Origin of the sequence: Streptomyces sp. AgN23, from assembly GCF_001598115.1 — a bacterium.
Classification (GTDB): domain Bacteria; phylum Actinomycetota; class Actinomycetes; order Streptomycetales; family Streptomycetaceae; genus Streptomyces; species Streptomyces antimycoticus.
In genome coordinates this window covers 5,871,723-5,888,992 of sequence record NZ_CP007153.1, presented here as the reverse complement: position 1 = coordinate 5,888,992, position 17,270 = coordinate 5,871,723, and the positions used below count along the sequence as shown (strand labels likewise).

Genomic DNA, 17,270 nt, shown 5'->3' with positions numbered 1-17,270 from the left:
CATGGCCATCACCGACGACGTACGCAAGACCCTGACCGACCCGACCCCGCTGTACTTCATGGCGGGCACCGCCGATCTGGCCGCCCAGAAGCTCAAGGAGGTGCCGTCGCTCGTCGAGAAGATCGTCGCCGAGGCCCCGGAGCGCCTGAACGCGGTGCGCAACACCGACCCCAAGGTCGTGCAGGAGCGGGTCTCCCAGCAGGCCAAGGAGGCCCAGGGCAAGCTCAACGAGATGCTGGGCACGATCGACACCGACATCAAGCGGCTGCGCGACACGGCGCAGGACCTCGCCCTGCAGAGTGTGGGCCGGGCCGCCGAGCTCGCCGTGAAGGCGCGGGAGCGGTACGACGAGGTGGCCGAGCACGGCCAGGACGTCGTGCGGACCTGGCGAGGTGAGGCGGCCGACGAGGTCGTCGACATCGCCGGTGCGATCGAGCCCCACGAGGGGCGCGACGGCAACGCCGCGGCCCGTTCGAAGGCCCCGTCGCAGTCGGTCGCCATGGACTCGTCCAAGGAGGCCCCGAAGTCGGCGGCCAAGCCGGCCACCCCGGCCACCCCGGCCCCGTCGAGCAACTCCGGCCACTCCGGTCACTCGGGCACGCAGACGTCCGCGGCCTCTTCGTCCGCCCAGGCCAAGAAGGCCCCGGCGCGCGGCAACAAGCCCGCCACCCCCGCCAAGCGGCCGGAGCCGAAGTCGGCCGGCTGACGAGCGCACGTCCACGACCGGGCCGGGTACGCCCTGCGTGCCCGGCCCGGTGGGCGGGTACGGTGGCCCGCAGAGACGCGTCCCATACATATCTTCTAGGCGGTGGATGGCGTGCTGGTTGAAGGCTTCGGCAAGCTGATGTACTGGGTCTCCTGGGCCCTGCTCCTCTTCAGCCTCTTCGCCTTCGTCGACTCGGCGATCCGCCGGGATGACGCGTACCGGGCGGCGGACAAGCAGACCAAGGCGTTCTGGCTGATCATCCTCGGTCTCGCCGCCGCGGTGAACTTCTTCATGGGAATCCTGGACTTCCTGCCGATCATCGGGCTGATCGCGACGATCGTGTACATCGTCGACGTCCGGCCCGCGCTGCGGCAGGTCTCCGGCGGTGGCCGCCGCTGGCCGCGCGGCCGCGGCTCCAGCTCCGACGGTCCTTACGGACCCTTCAACGGCCGCTAGGACGGCACCGAGCGTCCGACAGCGGGCGCGACGACAGACAGCGGGCGCCAGGCGACAGACACCGGGTGCCAGGCAACAGTCGCCGGGCGCCAGGCAACAGACAGCGGAACGGGCCGCGGCCGATCAGCCGCGGTCCAGCAGCAGCACCGCCAGATCGTCGGTCAGCTCCCCGCCGTTCAGCGAGCGCACCTCGGTGACGGTCGCGTCCAGCAGCTCCTCGCCGCGCCGTCCCTCCGCGACCTGGCGGGCGACGATCTCGACCATCCCCTCCTGGCCGAGCCGCTGCACCCCAGTTCCGACGCGGCCCTCGATCAGCCCGTCGGTGTACATCATCAGGCTCCATGCCCCGCCGAGCTCGACCTCGCGGCGCGGCCAGCGGGCGTTCGGCAGCAGGCCGAGCGCCGGGCCGTTCTCGTCGGTGGGCAGCAGCCGGGGCGCCACGCTCGGGCGGATCGCCAGCGGTGAGGGGTGCCCGGCCAGGCAGACCCCGGCCCGGCGGCCGTCCGGTGCGATGTCGACCGTGCAGAGTGTGGCGAAGATCTCATCGTCGGCGCGTTCGTTCTCCAGCACCTGCTGAAGGGTGCCGAGCAGCTGATCGCCGCAGAGCCCGGCGAAGGTCAGGGCGCGCCAGGCGATCCGCAGCTCCACCCCGAGGGCGGCCTCGTCCGGGCCGTGGCCGCAGACGTCGCCGATCATCGCGTGGACCGTGCCGTCCGGGGTACGGACGGTGTCGTAGAAGTCGCCGCCGAGCAGGGCGCGGCTGCGGCCGGGCCGGTAGCGGGCGGCGAAGCGCAGCCCCGAGCCGTCCAGCAGCGGGGTGGGCAGCAGTCCGCGCTCCAGCCGGGCGTTCTCCTGGGCGCGCAGCCGCGACTCGGTGAGCTGGCGCTGGGCGAGGTCGGCGCGTTTGCGCTCGACGGCGTAGCGGATGGCTCGGCTGAGGATCCGGCCGTCCAGCTCGCCGCGGAAGAGGAAGTCCTGGGCGCCCACCCGTACCGCCTCGGCGGCGCGCTCGGCGTCGTCCTCCGCGGTCAGGACGAGGACGGCGTGCAGGGGCGCGAGCCGCAGCACCTCGCGCAGCGCGGCCAGCGAGTCCGCGCCGTCATGGTCCGGGCCCGGGAGGGCGAGGAGGATGCACTGCACCCCGTCGGTGAGCAGCCGGCTGGCCTCGGTGAGGTTGCGCGCCGTACGGATGCGGACTCGGTTACCCTCGGTATCCAGCATCTCGGGAACGTTGAAGGCACCGGACGGATCGTCCTCGATCACCAGCAGGGTGAGCCCGTTGTCGGGCAGGGCGGCGGGACCGGCCTCCGGGGCCGGTGCCTCCCGTTGCCTCGGCACGGGTACGGACATCACTCGATTCCTTCCCTCCCCCCGAGGGCGCGCACCGCCGACCGGTGGAGCGCAGTGGGATTCCGGTACGCACACCGACTGGTCGGTTTCAGCGGCCCCAGAGCGCGGGTACCGGATATTGCCAGGCGACCTTAGCGCTAGGCGGCCGTTTCATGGAATGACCTCCTGGCACCGACTTTTGTCATATGCCGCACGTCATGCGGCACTTGGTGGCCCAGGAGACAATCCCGGGATGACGAACATCACGCTGGCGTTGGGGGATATCACCGAGCAGAGCGTGGACGCGGTCGTGAACGCGGCCAACTCCTCCCTGTTGGGAGGGGGTGGCGTCGATGGAGCCATCCACCGAAAGGGCGGACCCGGCATTCTGGATGAATGCCGCGATGTGCGTGCGTCCCGCTACGGCAAGGTCCTTCCGGCCGGGCAGGCGGTCGCCACCACAGCCGGCCGACTGCCCGCCCGCTGGGTGATCCACACGGTCGGCCCGGTCTTCTCCACGGCCGAGGACCGCTCGGCCACGCTCCCCTGCTACCGCGAGGCACTGCGGGTCGCCGATGAGCTGGGCGCCCGTACGGTCGCCTTCCCGGCCGTCTCCACCGGCGTCTACCGCTGGCCCCTGGACGACGCGGCCCGGATCGCGCTCACCACCGTCCGCGATGCGGACACCGCGGTCACCGAGGCCCGCTTCGTCCTCTTCGACCAGCGCGCGTACGACGCCTTCGAGACGGCCCTGAACGGGCTCCCGCCGGCCTGAGGCGGCCGGGCGGGCCCTCGCAGCCCCGGGGCGCCAGGACCCGCCGTACTACCGCGCGTCCGGCCGGACCACGCCCAGGATCGGCATCGAGCCCGCGCCCGCGAACGTGACCTGGCGGCCGGGGCGGGGGGCGTGGATCATCGCGCCGCCGCCCACATACATCCCCACATGGCTCGCGTCCCTGAAGTAGATGATCAGATCACCCGGGCGCATGTCCTTCGCGCTCACCTTGGGCAGCAGCCTCCACTGCTCCTGCGAGGTCCGCGGGATCGCCCGGCCGGCCGTCGCCCACGCCCGCTGGGTCAGCCCCGAGCAGTCGTAGGTGTCCGGGCCCACCGCGCCCCACACATAGTTCTTGCCGAGCTGGGCCCTCGCGAAGTCGACCGCGCGCCCGCCCATCGCGGTGGCGTCGCTGCCGAGCTCCCGCAGTATCCCGGTGTCCAGCCACTTCGCCTGCGCGCCACGGGCCTTGTCCTCCTCCAACTGGCGCAGCCGCTCCCGTTCGTCCTTCGCCAGCCGGGACTCCAGCCGCTGCGCCCGGGCCAGCTTGCGCAGGATCTCCTTCTTCGCCGCCGCCTTCTTCGCCCGGCTCCGGTCCAGCCGCTCCCACTCCTGGGAGGCCGAGTCGGCGTAGCGGTCGAGCGCCACCTGGGTGCGCTCCAGACGGCCGATCAGTCCGTGGGTGGCCTGTTCACCCTTGCGGGCGAGCGTGACACCGTCGAGGAAGTCGCCCGGATCGCCGTTGAGGAACAACCGCGCCTCCGCCGGCATCCCGCCGCCCCGGTACTGCGCCCGGGCCATCGCCCCGGCCCGCTTGCGCAGCCCGGCCATCTCCTTCTGGGCCTTCACCACGGCTCGGGCGATCTTCAGGATGGCCTTCTCCTGACGGGCCTGTCTCTCCCGCGCCAGGTTGTACGCGTCCGTGGCGGACTCCGCCTTGCGGTAGAGCCCGTCGACCTCCTGATGGACCTCCTCCAGGCTCTGGCCCCCGTTCGCGCCGCCACCGGACCCGTCGCCCGGCCCCGGAGCCGGCCCCGGCTCGCCGGGTGCGGCGTACGCCGTCTCCGGCACGGCCGACAGTCCCAGCGCGCAGACCAGCGCGGTGGCCGCGGCGACGCTCATACCCCTCCCTCTCCCGTCCCGCCTCACCCGCGGTCTCCTCTCGTTCCGTTCCGGCCGTGCGCGCTCCTGCCCCTCTCGCGCGCCAGACCTGACGTACCGGCACGTAGGGACGGATAGTGACATGCCGTACCGCAATTCGACAGAGACACGCGGCGGTTACTCCAGCAGCCACCCCGAACCGGTTCACCGGACGGGTGTCGCACAGGTGTCGGACGGACCTGGCGCAACCTCCGCAAGGACGTCGTCGGGCTCGGGATCAGGCCGTGACCTGGCCGTGACATGGCCACCACACTGACGGCCGAGGTTCACCATCCGTTAACTCGCCCCCTCAGGCCGCTTCACCTGATCTGCCTACTTTCGGCCCTACTGAGCGTGAGCCGAGTACGGCTCCGGCCCACGCCGCACGAAGTGCGCTCCACCCAATCTCGCGCGCCGTCCCCCAACCGGCGGCTCCTGGAAGGAACTCCTGAAAGTGAAGCTTCAGCGCAAGAACCGGCTTCGCGCCATCACCGCCGGTGCCCTTGCTGTCTCCGGCGTCCTTGTCCTCACGGCGTGCGGTTCCGACGACAACAGCGACTCGGGCGGCGGCGGCTCCAAGGCCGCCTCCAACATCAAGTGCGACGGCAAGGGGCAGCTGCTGGCCTCGGGCTCGTCCGCGCAGAAGAACGCCATGGACCTGTGGATCAAGACCTACGGCGCCGCTTGCAAGGACACCAAGCTCAACTACAAGGCCACCGGCTCGGGCGCGGGCATCCAGGAGTTCCTGCAGGGCAAGACCGCCTTCGCGGGCTCCGACTCGGCGCTGAAGCCCGAGGAGGTCAAGTCCTCCGAGAAGATCTGCAAGGGCGGCAAGGCCATTGACCTGCCGATGGTCGGCGGCCCGATCGCCGTCGGCTTCAACGTGCCCGGCGTCGACAAGCTGACGCTGAACGCCGATGTCCTCGGCAAGATCTTCAACTCCGAGATCAAGAAGTGGGACGACCCCGCGATCAAGGCGCTGAACAAGGACGCGAAGCTCCCGAGCCTCAAGATCCAGGCGTTCCACCGCTCCGACGAGTCGGGCACCACGGACAACTTCACCAAGTACCTCAAGGCCGCCGCCCCGAAGGCGTGGCCGCACGAGCCGGGCAAGGCGTGGGAGGGCGAGGGCGGCCAGTCGGCCGACGGCTCCTCCGGTGTCTCCTCGCAGGTCAAGCAGGTCTCGGGCGCGATCTCGTACTTCGAGCTGTCCTACGCGACCGCGAACAGCATCAAGACCGTCGACCTGGACACCGGCGCCTCCGCCCCGGTCCAGGCCACCGTCGAGAACGCCTCCAAGGCCATCTCCGAGGCCAAGATCAAGGGCACCGGCAGCGACCTGGCCCTCGACCTGGCGTACGACACCAAGGCGGACGGCGCTTACCCGATCACCCTGGTCACCTACGAGATCGCCTGTGACAAGGGCAACAAGGCAAGCACCCTCGCCGCGACCAAGTCCTTCCTGACCTATGTCGCCAGCGAGGACGGCCAGACCTCCCTCAAGGAGCTCGGCTACGCCCCGCTCCCGACCGAGATCGCCAACAAGGTCCGCGAGAGCGTCAAGAGCCTCTCCTGACCCGAGTGCGGCTGACTCCGCCGCGGCAATCGCCGCGGCGGAGTCAGCCGCACTGTCCGGTGCACCGCCGCACCAGGAGCCTCATCCGCATCAGGCTCCGCAGACCGGAGAACTCATGAAAACGGATATAGAACCCACATCATCAGCCGCCGCGTCTCCACCCAAGGTCAAGACCCGCTCCACCGGCCGCGTCGGTGACAAGATCTTCCTCGGCCTCTCCCGGGGTTCCGGTATCGCCCTGCTGGTGATCATGGCGGCCATCGCGGCCTTCCTCACCTACCGCGCCGCCATCGCGATCTCCAAGGACGAGGCCAACTTCCTCACGTACTTCGAGTGGAACACCGGCTCCTCGCCGATGCGGTTCGGCATCGCCGTCCTCGCCTACGGCACGGTCGTCAGCTCGATCATCGCCATGGTCATCGCGGTCCCGATCGCGGTGGGCATCGCGCTGTTCATCTCGCACTACGCCCCGCGCCGGCTGGCCACTCCGGTCGCCTACGTCATCGACCTGCTCGCCGCGGTCCCCAGCATCGTCTACGGCCTGTGGGGCGCGCTCTTCCTCGTCCCGCATCTCACCGGGCTGTACACCTGGTTCGACGACTACCTGGGCTGGACCGGGATCTTCAGCTACCAGGGCGGCGCCGCGCGCTCCCTGTTCACCGTCGGCATCCTGCTGGCGATCATGATCCTGCCGATCGTCACCAGCGTGAGCCGCGAGGTGTTCCGGCAGGTCCCGAAGATGCACGAGGAGGCGGCGCTGGCGCTCGGCGCGACCCGCTGGGAGGTCATCCGGATGTCGGTCCTCCCCTTCGGCCGCTCCGGCATCATCAGCGCCTCGATGCTGGGCCTGGGCCGCGCGCTGGGCGAGACCATGGCGGTCGCCACCGTGCTGTCCCCCAACTTCCTGATCGAGACCAGCCTGCTGGACCCGGGCGGCGGCACCTTCGCCCAGAACATCGCCAGCCGCTTCAAGGAAGCCGGTAACGACGGCCGCGACGCGCTGATCGCCTCCGGTCTCGTGCTGTTCGTCATCACCCTGCTGGTGAACGGCGCCGCGCGAATGATCATCGCCCGCCGCAAGGAGTACTCGGGGACCGCGGCATGAGCGACGTACGCGCGGCCACCGGGCCGCAGAAGAAGACGAAGGCCGCACCTCTGCGCCGCGCGGGCGACAGTCACGTCAGCTGCTGGCGCAGCGGAGCGAATGTGAGGGGCACGGCATGAGCACTGTTGTTGACAAGGGCGAGCACCGCGCCTCCAGCCTCAAGCAGGCCCGTCTGCCGCGGTGGACCCCGTACGCCCTGGTCGTCGGCTCGGCGGCGGTGGGTGCGGGCATCGGCGCCGCCCTGGGAATGGGCAATCCGCTCCAGTGGGGCCTGTTCGCCGCCCTGGTGTTCATCATCGCCTCGTACGTCCTCGGCGCCGTGGTCGAGGGGGGCCGGCAGGCCAGGGACCGGCTGGCCACCAGCCTGGTCTGGGTCTGCTTCCTGCTCGCCGTCATCCCGCTGCTCTCCCTGCTCTGGGAGACCATCGACCGGGGCCGGACGGTGCTCGACGGCTACTTCCTGGGCCACTCCATGGAGGGTGTGCAGACGATCCTGCCCGGCGGTGGCGCGTACCACGCGATCATCGGCACCCTGGAGCAGGTCGGTCTCGCCGCGCTCATCGCCGTTCCGATCGGCCTGCTGACCGCCATCTATCTGGTGGAGTACGGCCGCGGCCGGCTCGCCAAGGCCGTCACCTTCTTCGTCGACGTGATGACGGGTATCCCCTCGATCGTCGCCGGTCTGTTCATCCTCAGCTTCTGGATCATCATTCTCGGCTTCAGCTACTCGGGCTTCGCCGGTGCCATGGCGCTGGCCATCCTGATGATGCCGATCGTCGTCCGCTCGACCGAGGAAATGCTCAAGCTGGTCCCGGACGAGCTGCGTGAGGCGTCCCTCGCGCTCGGCGTGCCCAAGTGGCGCACCATCCTCAAGGTGGTGCTGCCCACCGCGATCGGCGGAATCACCACGGGTGTGATGCTCGCGGTCGCCCGTGTCGCCGGCGAGTCCGCCCCCATCGTGCTGCTGGTCTTCGGTGCCGCGGGGATCAACAACAACCCGTTCGAAGGCGCCCAGTCGTCGCTGCCGTACTACATCTACGAGCAGTGGCAGCTCGGCAACGATGCCTCCTTCAACCGGGCCTGGGCCGCGGCGCTCGTGCTCATCGCCTTCGTCATGATCCTGAACCTGGTGGCCCGCGGCATCGCCCGCTGGAAGGCCCCGAAGTCCGGCCGCTGAGGCCAAGAAGAAGAGAAGTGATTCACATGGCCAAGCGCATCGACGTCAGCGGGCTGACGGCCTACTACGGCACCCACAAAGCCATCGAGGACATCTCGATGACGGTCGAACCCCGCTCGGTGACCGCCTTCATCGGCCCCTCGGGCTGTGGCAAGTCGACCTTCCTGCGCACCCTCAACCGGATGCACGAGGTCACCCTCGGCGGCCGGGTCGAGGGCAAGGTGATGCTCGACGACGAGAACCTCTACGGCTCGGGCGTGGACCCGGTCTCCGTGCGCCGTACGGTCGGCATGGTCTTCCAGCGCCCCAACCCGTTCCCGACGATGTCCATCTTCGAGAACGTCGCCGCCGGGCTGAAGCTCAACGGCTCGTACCGGAAGAGCGAGCTCGAGGACGTCGTCGAGAAGTCCCTCAAGGGCGCCAACCTGTGGAACGAGGTCAAGGACCGGCTGAACAAGCCGGGCGCCGGCCTCTCCGGTGGTCAGCAGCAGCGGCTGTGCATCGCCCGCGCCATCGCGGTCGAGCCCGATGTGCTGCTGATGGACGAGCCCTGCTCGGCGCTGGACCCGATATCGACGCTCGCCATCGAGGACCTGATCGGTGAGCTCAAGGAGCGCTTCACGATCGTCATCGTGACGCACAACATGCAGCAGGCGGCGCGCGTCTCGGACCGTACGGCCTTCTTCAACCTGGCCGGCGTCGGCCAGCCCGGCAAGCTCATCGAGATCGACGAGACCGAGCGGATCTTCTCCAACCCGTCGGTGCAGGCGACCGAGGACTACATCTCGGGCCGCTTCGGCTGATCAGGCTCCTCGCCGCACTACTGGCGAGGACAGAACGTCCTGCGGTGCTGCATGGCGGTGCCACCGCAAGACGACGGGCCCGCCCCTGGCTCCCGGGGGCGGGCCCGCTTTTGCGTATCTGCTTCGCGTATCTGCTTCGCGTATCTGCGTCGGGTATCTGCCGTACGGCGGTCGGCCGGAGCGCGTGGGCGGTCAGCCCTGATACATGCGGCGGCCAGCCTCAGCCGAAGGCCAGGTTGACGATCCAGTAGCTGAGCGCGGCGACTCCGGCCGCGGCGGGCATGGTGATGAACCAGCCGAGGATGATGTTCTTCGCGACCCCCCAGCGGACCGCGCTCACCCGCTTGGTCGCCCCCACACCCATGATCGCCGAGGTGATGACATGGGTGGTCGAGATGGGCGCCTGGAACATGAACGACGCCGTGTACATGACTCCGGCCGCCGTGGTCTCCGCCGCGAACCCCTGCGGCGGGTCCAGCTCGATGATCCGCCGTCCCAGCGTGCGCATGATGCGCCAGCCGCCCGCGTAGGTGCCGAGCGACAGCATCGCGGCGCAGGAGATCTTCACCCACACCGGAATCGCGTCGCCTTCGTCCTCGACACCCCCGATGACCAGGGCCATCACCACGACACCCATGGTCTTCTGGGCGTCCTGGAGGCCATGGCCGAGCGCCATGCCCGCCGCCGAGACGGTCTGCGCTATCCGGAAGCCGCGCTTGGCCTTGTGCGGGTTCGCGCCACGGAACAGCCAGAGGATGATCACCATCACGAAGTAGCCCAGCACCAGGCCGACGATGGGAGAGAGGATCATCGGGATGACGACCTTCTCCAGCACCCCGTCCCAGTGGACCGTGCTCGCACCCGCCAGCGCCGCGCCGACCAGCCCGCCGAACAGCGCGTGCGAGGAGGAGGACGGCAGGCCGTAGTACCAGGTCACCATGTTCCAGGTGATCGCGCCGATCAGCCCGGCGAACAAGATCATCATGCCTTGGTCGCCGGTGGGGGTGGCGATCAGACCCTCACTGACGGTCTTGGCGACGCCACTGCCGAGGAAGGCACCCGCGAGGTTCATCACGGCGGCCATCGCGAGCGCCGCCCTGGGGGTCAGCGCCCGGGTGGAGACCGAGGTCGCGATGGCGTTGGCCGAGTCGTGGAAGCCGTTGGTATAGGTGAAGAAGAGCGCGACCGCGATGGTCACGACAAGCGCGAAGGTGTCCATGCCGGGGCTCAGGACTCCTTGACGGCGATGGTCTCGACCGTGTTGGCCACGTGCTCGAAGGCGTCGGCCGCTTCCTCCAGCACATCGACGATCTGCTTGAGCTTGAGCACCTCTATCGCGTCGTACTTTCCGTTGAAGAGGTGGGCCAGGAGCTTGCGGTGGATCTGGTCGGCCTGGTTCTCCAAGCGGTTGACCTCGATCCAGTACTCGGTGAGGTTGGTCATGGTGCGCAGATTCGGCATCGCCTCGGCGGTCAGCTCGGCCGCCCGCGCCAACACCTCGATCTGCTGCTCGACCCCCTTGGGCAGCTCGTCGACCTGGTAGAGGACGACCAGGTCGACGGCCTCCTCCATGAAGTCCATGATGTCGTCGAGGGACGAGGCCAGGCGGTAGATGTCCTCACGGTCGAACGGTGTGATGAAGGAGGAGTTCAGCTGGTGGAAGATCGCGTGAGTGGCGTCGTCCCCCGCGTGCTCCGCGGCCCTCATCCGCTCCGAGATCTCGGCACGAGCGGAGGAGTCCGCCCCGAGCAGTTCCATCAGGAGCTTGGAGCCGGTCACGATGTTGTCCGCGGACGCGGCGAACATGTCGTAAAAGCTCGTCTCCCTGGGGGTCAGACGAAAGCGCACTGGGGATCCTCGGATGCAGCGGATGGGGACTCGTCGATGCTAGGCGCATCTTCCGGCCACGGTAACCGGCGGTCCCAGTGTCGCCCATCGGGCAGAGTGCTCAGCACGGGGGCCCGGTTCGACCAGAAAAGCCGGTACCATATACCCACTGGGGGTATATGCGGACATTGCGTAATCAACGGGAGGACGCCATGACGACCACGGCAGCCGACACCACCGCGCCCACCGACGGCGACGAGCGGGGCCAGACGTCCGGGCATACTTCCGCCCAGGAGTCCGTACCCCACGGTGGCCATGGATACGCCAAACAAAAGGATCAACACCTCAAGCGGTTGCGCCGGATCGAGGGCCAGATCAGGGGACTGCAGCGGATGGTCGAGGAAGACGTCTACTGCATCGACATACTCACCCAGGTCTCAGCAGGCACCAAGGCGCTCCAGTCCTTCGCCCTCCAGCTGCTCGAGGAGCATCTGCGCCACTGCGTCGCCAGCGCGGCCGTGGAGAGCGCCGCCCAGGGCGAGACGGAGGGCACGAGTGAGGTCGACGCCAAGGTGGCCGAGGCCACGGCGGCCATCGCCCGGCTGCTGCGGACCTGAGCCGGCCCCGGCACGGCCCGCCCCGTTCCGCCCCGCCCCGTCTCGGGCGCGGACATGCCCGAAGCCGGGTGTGGGTATGGCTACCGCCTCGCCGGACGAGCCGCTCGCCGGACGGGGCCGCTGGACACCCGCCGGCGAGACGGCGACTCGGCTACGGGGTGTCCGGACTCCCGGCCTCCGGGGCGCCCGTCGATTCGTCGGCACCCCTTGCGCCCTCGGTGCGGTCAGCGTTATTGGCGCCCTTGGTCCGCTTGGCGCCGTTGGCACCCTTGGCGCCATGAGCACCATGAGCACCATGAGCGCCATGAGCACCCTTGGCGCTCTTGGCCCCCTCGGCCGAATCTGATCGGTCGGCCTGCACCCGGAGCACCTCGTCGATACGGTCCGTACTGAGCCTGTCCTCGTCCGCGCTCGACGCAGCGATCATCAAGTCACCATAGAGATCGATTTCGACGAGGGCCACGGGGTCCGGGCCCGACGAGCCGCGACGCGCAACCACGTGTTTCACCTCCTCCAGCGAGCACCTGCGAGCACTTTCGAGCAGCGGCTTCCCAGCGTAGGGATCGGTACACACTCCGCGCATGGCACGGATGGGCCATTTCGAAGGGCAAAGCGGGCCCCTCCGACTACTTCTGAGGTGATCCGACCTTTCCTGTGTAGATATCCGTGGGCTTGGGGAGCTCAACCACGGCCGGCGCCCCGAAGTCGTACAGCTCCGTCGTCGAGGCGACCCCCACCGCACCGCGCCGCCGGGTGGCGTCCGGGCCCGCCGTCGCCTCCTGGCCGTCGGTCCGGCTGGTCACCGTGAACCGGTGCCGCACCTCGCGCAGCCGGCCGAGCCCGTCGAGATACGCGTCGAAGGTCACCGCGCTCTCGCCGAACCCCCTCGCCGCGGCCACCAGCGAGCCCCGCGCGCCCTCCGACGCGAGCCGGGCCGCCCGGCCGATGTCGGTGATGCCGCGATAGTGACGCACCAGATCCCCGTCGAGCCCCTCCTCGCCGACCAGGCTGGCCTTCCGTACCCCGCGCAGCAGTTCGGCGGCGGTCAGCGGATCCGTGGCCCCACCCGTGACGAGATTGCCATCGGGGATGTCCGTCGTATCCACCCGCACCCACTTATCGCGGGGAATGCCCGCCCCGCGATTGCGCATGAAAAGCGCTCCGGAGGCCAGGAGTTCGGTGATCGGCGCATGCTCGGCGGCCCCCATGGCGTCCCTCGGCAGCAGCAGCCGCAGCCGACCCCGCCGCTTCTCGAAGTCGTACGCACCGCTGCCGCGAATGGACACGCGGGTGCCGCCCGTCGCCGTCTCCATGGTGGTGCGGACCCGCGAGCTGCCCGATCTGACCAGCACGTCCGCGGCCCGGTGGAGCACCGTGACCGCGCTCCCCCGCGCCGTGCCGCCGGGGCGTTCATCGGCCGCCGTCTCGGTGGAACAGCCACTGACGGTCGCCAGCGACATGGCCAGCAGGCCACCCGACACGACACCGGCGACCGCTCTCACCCGTCTCCGTACGCCGAGCCCGCACTGCTGGAACTCCATCGACCGCCGACCCCCTGGCCACGCTCGTCCACGCTTGATACTTGTTCGTTTAACGATCGGCACCGGTGGCTCGTCACGGCCCGGTAGCGTGGTCATGTGCTCGACTCAGGCGACATAGGCCCCGGCCAGGACCGCACCACCACCGTGGAGAAGGGCTCCTTCTCCACCGCCCGCTGCACCTGCGGCTGGTACGGCCCGGCCCGTCGCGCCAGAGGCATCGCCCGCGACGACGCGGCGGCTCATGCGACGGCCCGTCACTCCCCGTCCGACACAAGCGATTCATCGGACTCGTCCGATTAGCGGGACTTGTCCGTCCCCCGACAACACTTCGGCAACGAGCGGAACCACACCCCCCGGTCCCTCCCTCTGACCCAGGGATCGGGCCGGCTTGGCAGTGGCCCGGTCGACGGTTGAGAACGGCGTCGACAGGGAGGGGACACCGCCATGAACCGGCGGACACTGCTGGCAGCGGGCACGGGGCTGACGGCCACCGCCACATGGGCCACCGCGTGCGACGACGACGCGGGAAAGGCCGGCGGTGACGGGACCTCCGCCGACTCCCCCTCCTCCTCGGCGCCCAACGCCCATTCGGCCTCCGCGAGCGGCCGGCGCGGCGCCGTCGACGGCAAGCCGAAGTCCGCCGACTGGAGCGCGCTCGGCAAGGACCTGCAGGGCGACCTGGTGCGCCCCGGCGACTCCGACTACACCTCCGCCAGCCGGCTCTACAACACTCGCTTCGACCATCTGCGGCCCGCCGCCGTCGCCTATATAGAGAACACCTCGGACATCTCCGCCTGTCTGGACTTCGCCCGCCGCCATGGCGCCCCCGTCGCCATCCGCAACGGCGGTCACTCCTACGCCGGGTGGTCCAGCGGCGACGGCCGGCTCGTCATCGACGTCTCCGCGCTCTCGTCGATCCGTACGACCTCCGGCGAGGCCCGGATCGGCGGCGGCGCCAAGCTCATCGACGTCTACACCTCGCTCGGCACCCGTGGGGTCACCGTCCCCGGCGGTTCCTGCCCGAGCGTCGGCATATCGGGGCTGACCCTCGGCGGCGGCCACGGTGTGGTCTCCCGGGCGTACGGGCTGACCGCCGACAGCCTTACGGGTGCGACGATCGTCACCGCGGACGGTAAGGCCCTCGAGATCTCCAAGAACCGCGAGGCCGATCTGTTCTGGGCGCTGCGCGGCGCGGGCAACGGCAACTTCGGTGTCGTCACCGAACTGCGGTTCCGTACGCATGAGGCGGCCGACGGCGTGACGTGTTATATGTCATGGCCATGGTCTAAGGCCGCGAAGGTGCTGAGCGCCTGGCAGAAGTGGGGCCCGGACCAGCCCGACGAGATCTGGTCGGTGCTGCATCTGTCGGCCGCCCCCGGGAGTACCCCCACCGTCTCCATCAGCTGCTTCTCGCTCGGCACCTACGGCGCGCTGCAGAACGCGGTGGACCGGCTCGCCGACGGACCGGGCGGCCCCGGCCCGGCCACACAGGTCAGCCTGCGCCGCCGCGGCTACGTCGACGCCATGCGGAGGTACGCGGGCTGCGGCGACACCTCGACGACCAACTGCCATCTGCCGGGCGACAAGCCCGGCCACAGCGCCTCCGGGGTGCTGAATCGCGAGACCTACGCGGCGCGCTCGGACTTCTACGACCGCTCACTGAGCCAGGCGGGCGCACGGGCGATGCTCGCCCAGATGGAACGCTACGGGCGGCGCACCGGCGGCGGGGGCGCGGTGAGCATCGCGCTGACCGCGCTCGGCGGGGCGGTCAACCGGGTCTCGCCCACGACCACGTCCTTCATCCACCGCCGCTCGCGGTTCCTCGCCCAGTACACCGCGTCCTGGGCGGCGAGCGGCTCCGGCACCGCGGGCAACGCCTGGCTGGACGGGGCCCATACGGCGATGCGGCGCTACGCCTCCGGGGCGGCGTACCAGAACTACACGGACGCGTCGCTGAAGGACTGGCGCTCGGCCTACTACGGCTCGGCCGCCGACAAGCTGACGCGGCTGAAGAAGCGTTACGACCCGGACCGGCTCTTCGACTTCCCGCAGGCGCTGTGAGGGCGTTCGCGGGCGGGGAGAGCCGCAGATGACAGAAGGCCCGGCAGCCGCCGGGCCTTCGTCGCGTCCGTAAGGAGGCCGTCAGGCGTATCCGTGAGGAAGCCACCAGGCGCGCATCCGCGAGGGGGCCGCTAAGCCGCCAGGTCCTTGTTCCCGTGGTCGCCACCCGCTGTGCGGGACTCGGAGAGTTCCGCACACGCCTCGTCCGCGCCCTGGTCGGCGGCCGCGGGCTCGGCCCGTATCAGCCGGCCGACGCGCGAACTCGCGAGCGCCGTGGTCAGCGGTGTCAGCAGCATCATCGCGAGCGGCGCCAGCAGCAGCGTGACCGCCGTCCCCAGGGCGAACCCGCCGATCACATCGGTCGGGTAGTGGACCCCCATATAGACGCGGCAGAACCCTTCCAGCAGCGCGAGCCCTATCGCGGCCACCCCGTAGGCGCGGTGGGCCATGAAGACGCCGACGGCGACCGCCATGGTCAGCGTCGCGTGGTCGCTGACGAACGAGAAGTCGGTCTTGCCCGCCACCAGGACGTCGAGCCCCTGATGGTCCCTGAAGGGCCTGGGCCGCTCGACGAAGCCGCGGATCGGGATGTTGGCGAACAGCGCCAGCCCGGCGGCCAGCGGGGCCCACATCAGCCCGGCGACGGCCGACGGCGCCTCCTGCGGCCGCTTCCGCACGCTCCACCAGGCGGCCAGGGTCACCAGGGCGAGCCCGATGACGATCCCGTACTCGCCGACGAACTCCATGACGCGGTCGAACCAGTGGGGGGCGTCCTTCGCCAGCCCGTTGATGTCGTAGAGAAGGCTGACATCGGGGTTCGACCCGTCCAGTGCGAGTCCAGCCATGTGCCGTAGCCCCTTATCTCTTGCCTGTCACTACGTGCAGCTGCCGACCCCCGTAATGCCTTGCGATCCGTAGCATCGCGACCGGCGCCGGAGAGTCCGCCGTCGATCCACGCTGATCCACGCTCCGATCCACCTCCAGGGAACTCCCTCTTCTCGCCGGGGGTTCCGTACTCCACCCAACGATCACCGGGACGTTATCGAAGGGTGACCGATCGTCGCAGCTCAGGGGAAATCCTTACGCGGAGTTCGCCCGCGGCAGCGCTTTCGCGCCATCTTGAGTCACCCGTGTAGCACCGATGTAGTCCGGCGAGTCGATCTTGTCAAAACGGATCACCGCACCGGTATAGGGCGCGTTGATCATGTAACCGCCGCCCACGTACATCCCCACGTGGTGGATCGATCTCGGGTCGTCGAGGTCATAGGCGAAGAAGACCAGATCCCCAGGGAGCAGCTCGTTCCGCTTGGGGTGGGGTCCGGCGTTCCACTGGTCGTTGGCGACACGCGGCAGGTCGATCCCGACCGTCTTGTACGCCGCCTTCGTCAGCCCCGAGCAGTCGAACCGCCCGCCCTGCTCCGGCGTGCCGTTCCCGCCCCACAGATAGGGCTTGCCGAGCTGCTTCTGCGCGAAGTAGATCGCACCGGCCGACTGCTGGGAGGGCTGGACCTTCTGGATCGGCGCCTCGAAGCTCTTGGCGAGGGTGGTGATGGTCTTCACGTAGTTCTGGGTCTCGCGGTAAGGCGGCACCCCGCCGTACTTGATCACGGCATAGGCGCCCGCGTTGTACGAGGCCAGCATGTTGTGCGTCTGATTGCCCGGCACGTCCTTGACGTACTTGGCGAGCGAGCAGTCATAGGCGGCCGCCGACGGGATCGCGTCCTGGGGGTCCCAGATGTCCCTGACGCCGTCCTTGTTGCCGTCGACCCCGTGCGAGGCCCAGGTGGCCGGGATGAACTGCGCTATCCCCTTGGCGTTGGCCGGGCTCTGCGCCTTCGCGTTCCAGCCGCTCTCCTGGTAGAGCTGCGCGGCGAGGAGCGCGGGATTGATGGCGGGGCAGGAGTTCCCATACTGCTGGATCAGCGGCTCGTACGAGGACGGAACAGAGCCCTTCGCCAGCCCGACAGCCTTACCACCCGCACCGCCGATGAGGTCCGCCGCGACCATATAGGTGCCGACGACGAGCAGCGCGACGAAGGAAAAGGAGACTCCGATACCGACACTGACACCCAGCCAGACCTTACGCACCCGGCCATCCTCCCCCATCCACCCGCGATGCGAACGCGTTTACGTCCGCACGGCGAAAATCAGCCGCTC

General features: G+C 69.4%; 18 protein-coding genes. 10 read left to right on the top strand and 8 right to left on the bottom strand.

Annotated elements, in window-relative coordinates:
• Position 1: 1 nt before the first annotated feature.
• Both AS97_RS25425 and AS97_RS25420 read left to right on the top strand, forming a co-directional pair.
• Complete coding sequence (locus AS97_RS25425; protein ID WP_210565731.1) at positions 2-706, top strand: hypothetical protein; 705 nt, start codon at positions 2-4, stop codon at positions 704-706.
• A 138-nt stretch (positions 707-844) separates the two neighbouring features.
• The gene (locus AS97_RS25420) at positions 845-1,162 is read left to right on the top strand and encodes a DUF2516 family protein (RefSeq protein WP_078505653.1); all 318 of its coding nucleotides are present in this window, start codon (positions 845-847) and stop codon (positions 1,160-1,162) included.
• Positions 1,163-1,285: 123 nt separating this feature from the next.
• On the opposite strand, the gene AS97_RS25415 is transcribed toward AS97_RS25420, so the two are convergent.
• Positions 1,286-2,512, bottom strand: a complete 1,227-nt coding sequence (locus AS97_RS25415; RefSeq protein WP_059145916.1) for a fused response regulator/phosphatase — start codon at positions 2,510-2,512, stop codon at positions 1,286-1,288.
• A gap of 232 nt (positions 2,513-2,744) precedes the next feature.
• Here AS97_RS25415 and AS97_RS25410 point away from each other — a divergent pair, with 232 nt between their 5' ends.
• A complete protein-coding gene (locus tag AS97_RS25410) occupies positions 2,745-3,266 on the top strand; it encodes an O-acetyl-ADP-ribose deacetylase (protein ID WP_210565730.1) in 522 nt (173 codons plus the stop codon).
• A gap of 48 nt (positions 3,267-3,314) precedes the next feature.
• Here the strand turns inward: AS97_RS25410 and AS97_RS25405 are convergent, their stop codons facing one another.
• Positions 3,315-4,388, bottom strand: coding sequence for a C40 family peptidase (locus AS97_RS25405; protein WP_210565729.1), 1,074 nt, complete (start codon positions 4,386-4,388; stop codon positions 3,315-3,317).
• Positions 4,389-4,860: 472 nt separating this feature from the next.
• Between AS97_RS25405 and pstS the strand changes: the two genes are divergently transcribed.
• The 4 genes from pstS to pstB all read left to right on the top strand — a co-directional run bounded on the left by pstS (position 4,861) and on the right by pstB (position 9,067).
• A complete protein-coding gene (pstS, locus tag AS97_RS25400) occupies positions 4,861-5,982 on the top strand; it encodes a phosphate ABC transporter substrate-binding protein PstS (protein WP_059145913.1) in 1,122 nt (373 codons plus the stop codon).
• A 115-nt stretch (positions 5,983-6,097) separates the two neighbouring features.
• Entirely contained in the window at positions 6,098-7,087 is a 990-nt protein-coding gene (gene pstC / locus AS97_RS25395; RefSeq protein ID WP_059145912.1) for a phosphate ABC transporter permease subunit PstC, read from the top strand.
• Positions 7,088-7,202: 115 nt separating this feature from the next.
• On the top strand, positions 7,203-8,264 hold the full coding sequence (gene pstA / locus AS97_RS25390) for a phosphate ABC transporter permease PstA (RefSeq protein ID WP_059145911.1): 1,062 nt from the start codon (positions 7,203-7,205) through the stop codon (positions 8,262-8,264).
• Positions 8,265-8,290: 26 nt separating this feature from the next.
• Positions 8,291-9,067: a phosphate ABC transporter ATP-binding protein PstB gene (pstB, locus tag AS97_RS25385; protein WP_059145910.1), complete on the top strand. Its 777-nt coding sequence runs from the start codon at positions 8,291-8,293 to the stop codon at positions 9,065-9,067.
• A gap of 220 nt (positions 9,068-9,287) precedes the next feature.
• On the opposite strand, the gene AS97_RS25380 is transcribed toward pstB, so the two are convergent.
• A complete protein-coding gene (locus tag AS97_RS25380) occupies positions 9,288-10,286 on the bottom strand; it encodes an inorganic phosphate transporter (protein WP_059145909.1) in 999 nt (332 codons plus the stop codon).
• An 8-nt stretch (positions 10,287-10,294) separates the two neighbouring features.
• Positions 10,295-10,915 carry a DUF47 family protein gene (locus tag AS97_RS25375; protein WP_059145908.1) on the bottom strand — a complete coding sequence of 207 codons (621 nt, stop codon included), beginning with the start codon at positions 10,913-10,915 and terminating at the stop codon, positions 10,295-10,297.
• A gap of 191 nt (positions 10,916-11,106) precedes the next feature.
• Here AS97_RS25375 and AS97_RS25370 point away from each other — a divergent pair, with 191 nt between their 5' ends.
• Positions 11,107-11,511: a metal-sensitive transcriptional regulator gene (locus AS97_RS25370; RefSeq protein ID WP_059145907.1), complete on the top strand. Its 405-nt coding sequence runs from the start codon at positions 11,107-11,109 to the stop codon at positions 11,509-11,511.
• Between the two features lie 151 nt (positions 11,512-11,662).
• Here the strand turns inward: AS97_RS25370 and AS97_RS25365 are convergent, their stop codons facing one another.
• Positions 11,663-11,881 (bottom strand): hypothetical protein, encoded by a 219-nt coding sequence (locus tag AS97_RS25365; protein ID WP_247204828.1) that lies wholly within the window; start codon positions 11,879-11,881, stop codon positions 11,663-11,665.
• A 256-nt stretch (positions 11,882-12,137) separates the two neighbouring features.
• Entirely contained in the window at positions 12,138-13,052 is a 915-nt protein-coding gene (locus AS97_RS25360) for a hypothetical protein (protein WP_210565728.1), read from the bottom strand.
• 96 nt (positions 13,053-13,148) lie between these two features.
• Between AS97_RS25360 and AS97_RS25355 the strand changes: the two genes are divergently transcribed.
• Entirely contained in the window at positions 13,149-13,352 is a 204-nt protein-coding gene (locus AS97_RS25355; protein ID WP_079059532.1) for a hypothetical protein, read from the top strand.
• 144 nt (positions 13,353-13,496) lie between these two features.
• Positions 13,497-15,113: an FAD-binding oxidoreductase gene (locus AS97_RS25350; protein WP_210565727.1), complete on the top strand. Its 1,617-nt coding sequence runs from the start codon at positions 13,497-13,499 to the stop codon at positions 15,111-15,113.
• A 131-nt stretch (positions 15,114-15,244) separates the two neighbouring features.
• Here the strand turns inward: AS97_RS25350 and AS97_RS25345 are convergent, their stop codons facing one another.
• Together AS97_RS25345 and AS97_RS25340 are read right to left on the bottom strand one after the other, a co-directional pair.
• Positions 15,245-15,958, bottom strand: a complete 714-nt coding sequence (locus tag AS97_RS25345; protein ID WP_059145904.1) for a phosphatase PAP2 family protein — start codon at positions 15,956-15,958, stop codon at positions 15,245-15,247.
• A 235-nt stretch (positions 15,959-16,193) separates the two neighbouring features.
• On the bottom strand, positions 16,194-17,201 hold the full coding sequence (locus AS97_RS25340; RefSeq protein ID WP_059145903.1) for a bifunctional lytic transglycosylase/C40 family peptidase: 1,008 nt from the start codon (positions 17,199-17,201) through the stop codon (positions 16,194-16,196).
• Positions 17,202-17,270: the final 69 nt, after the last annotated feature.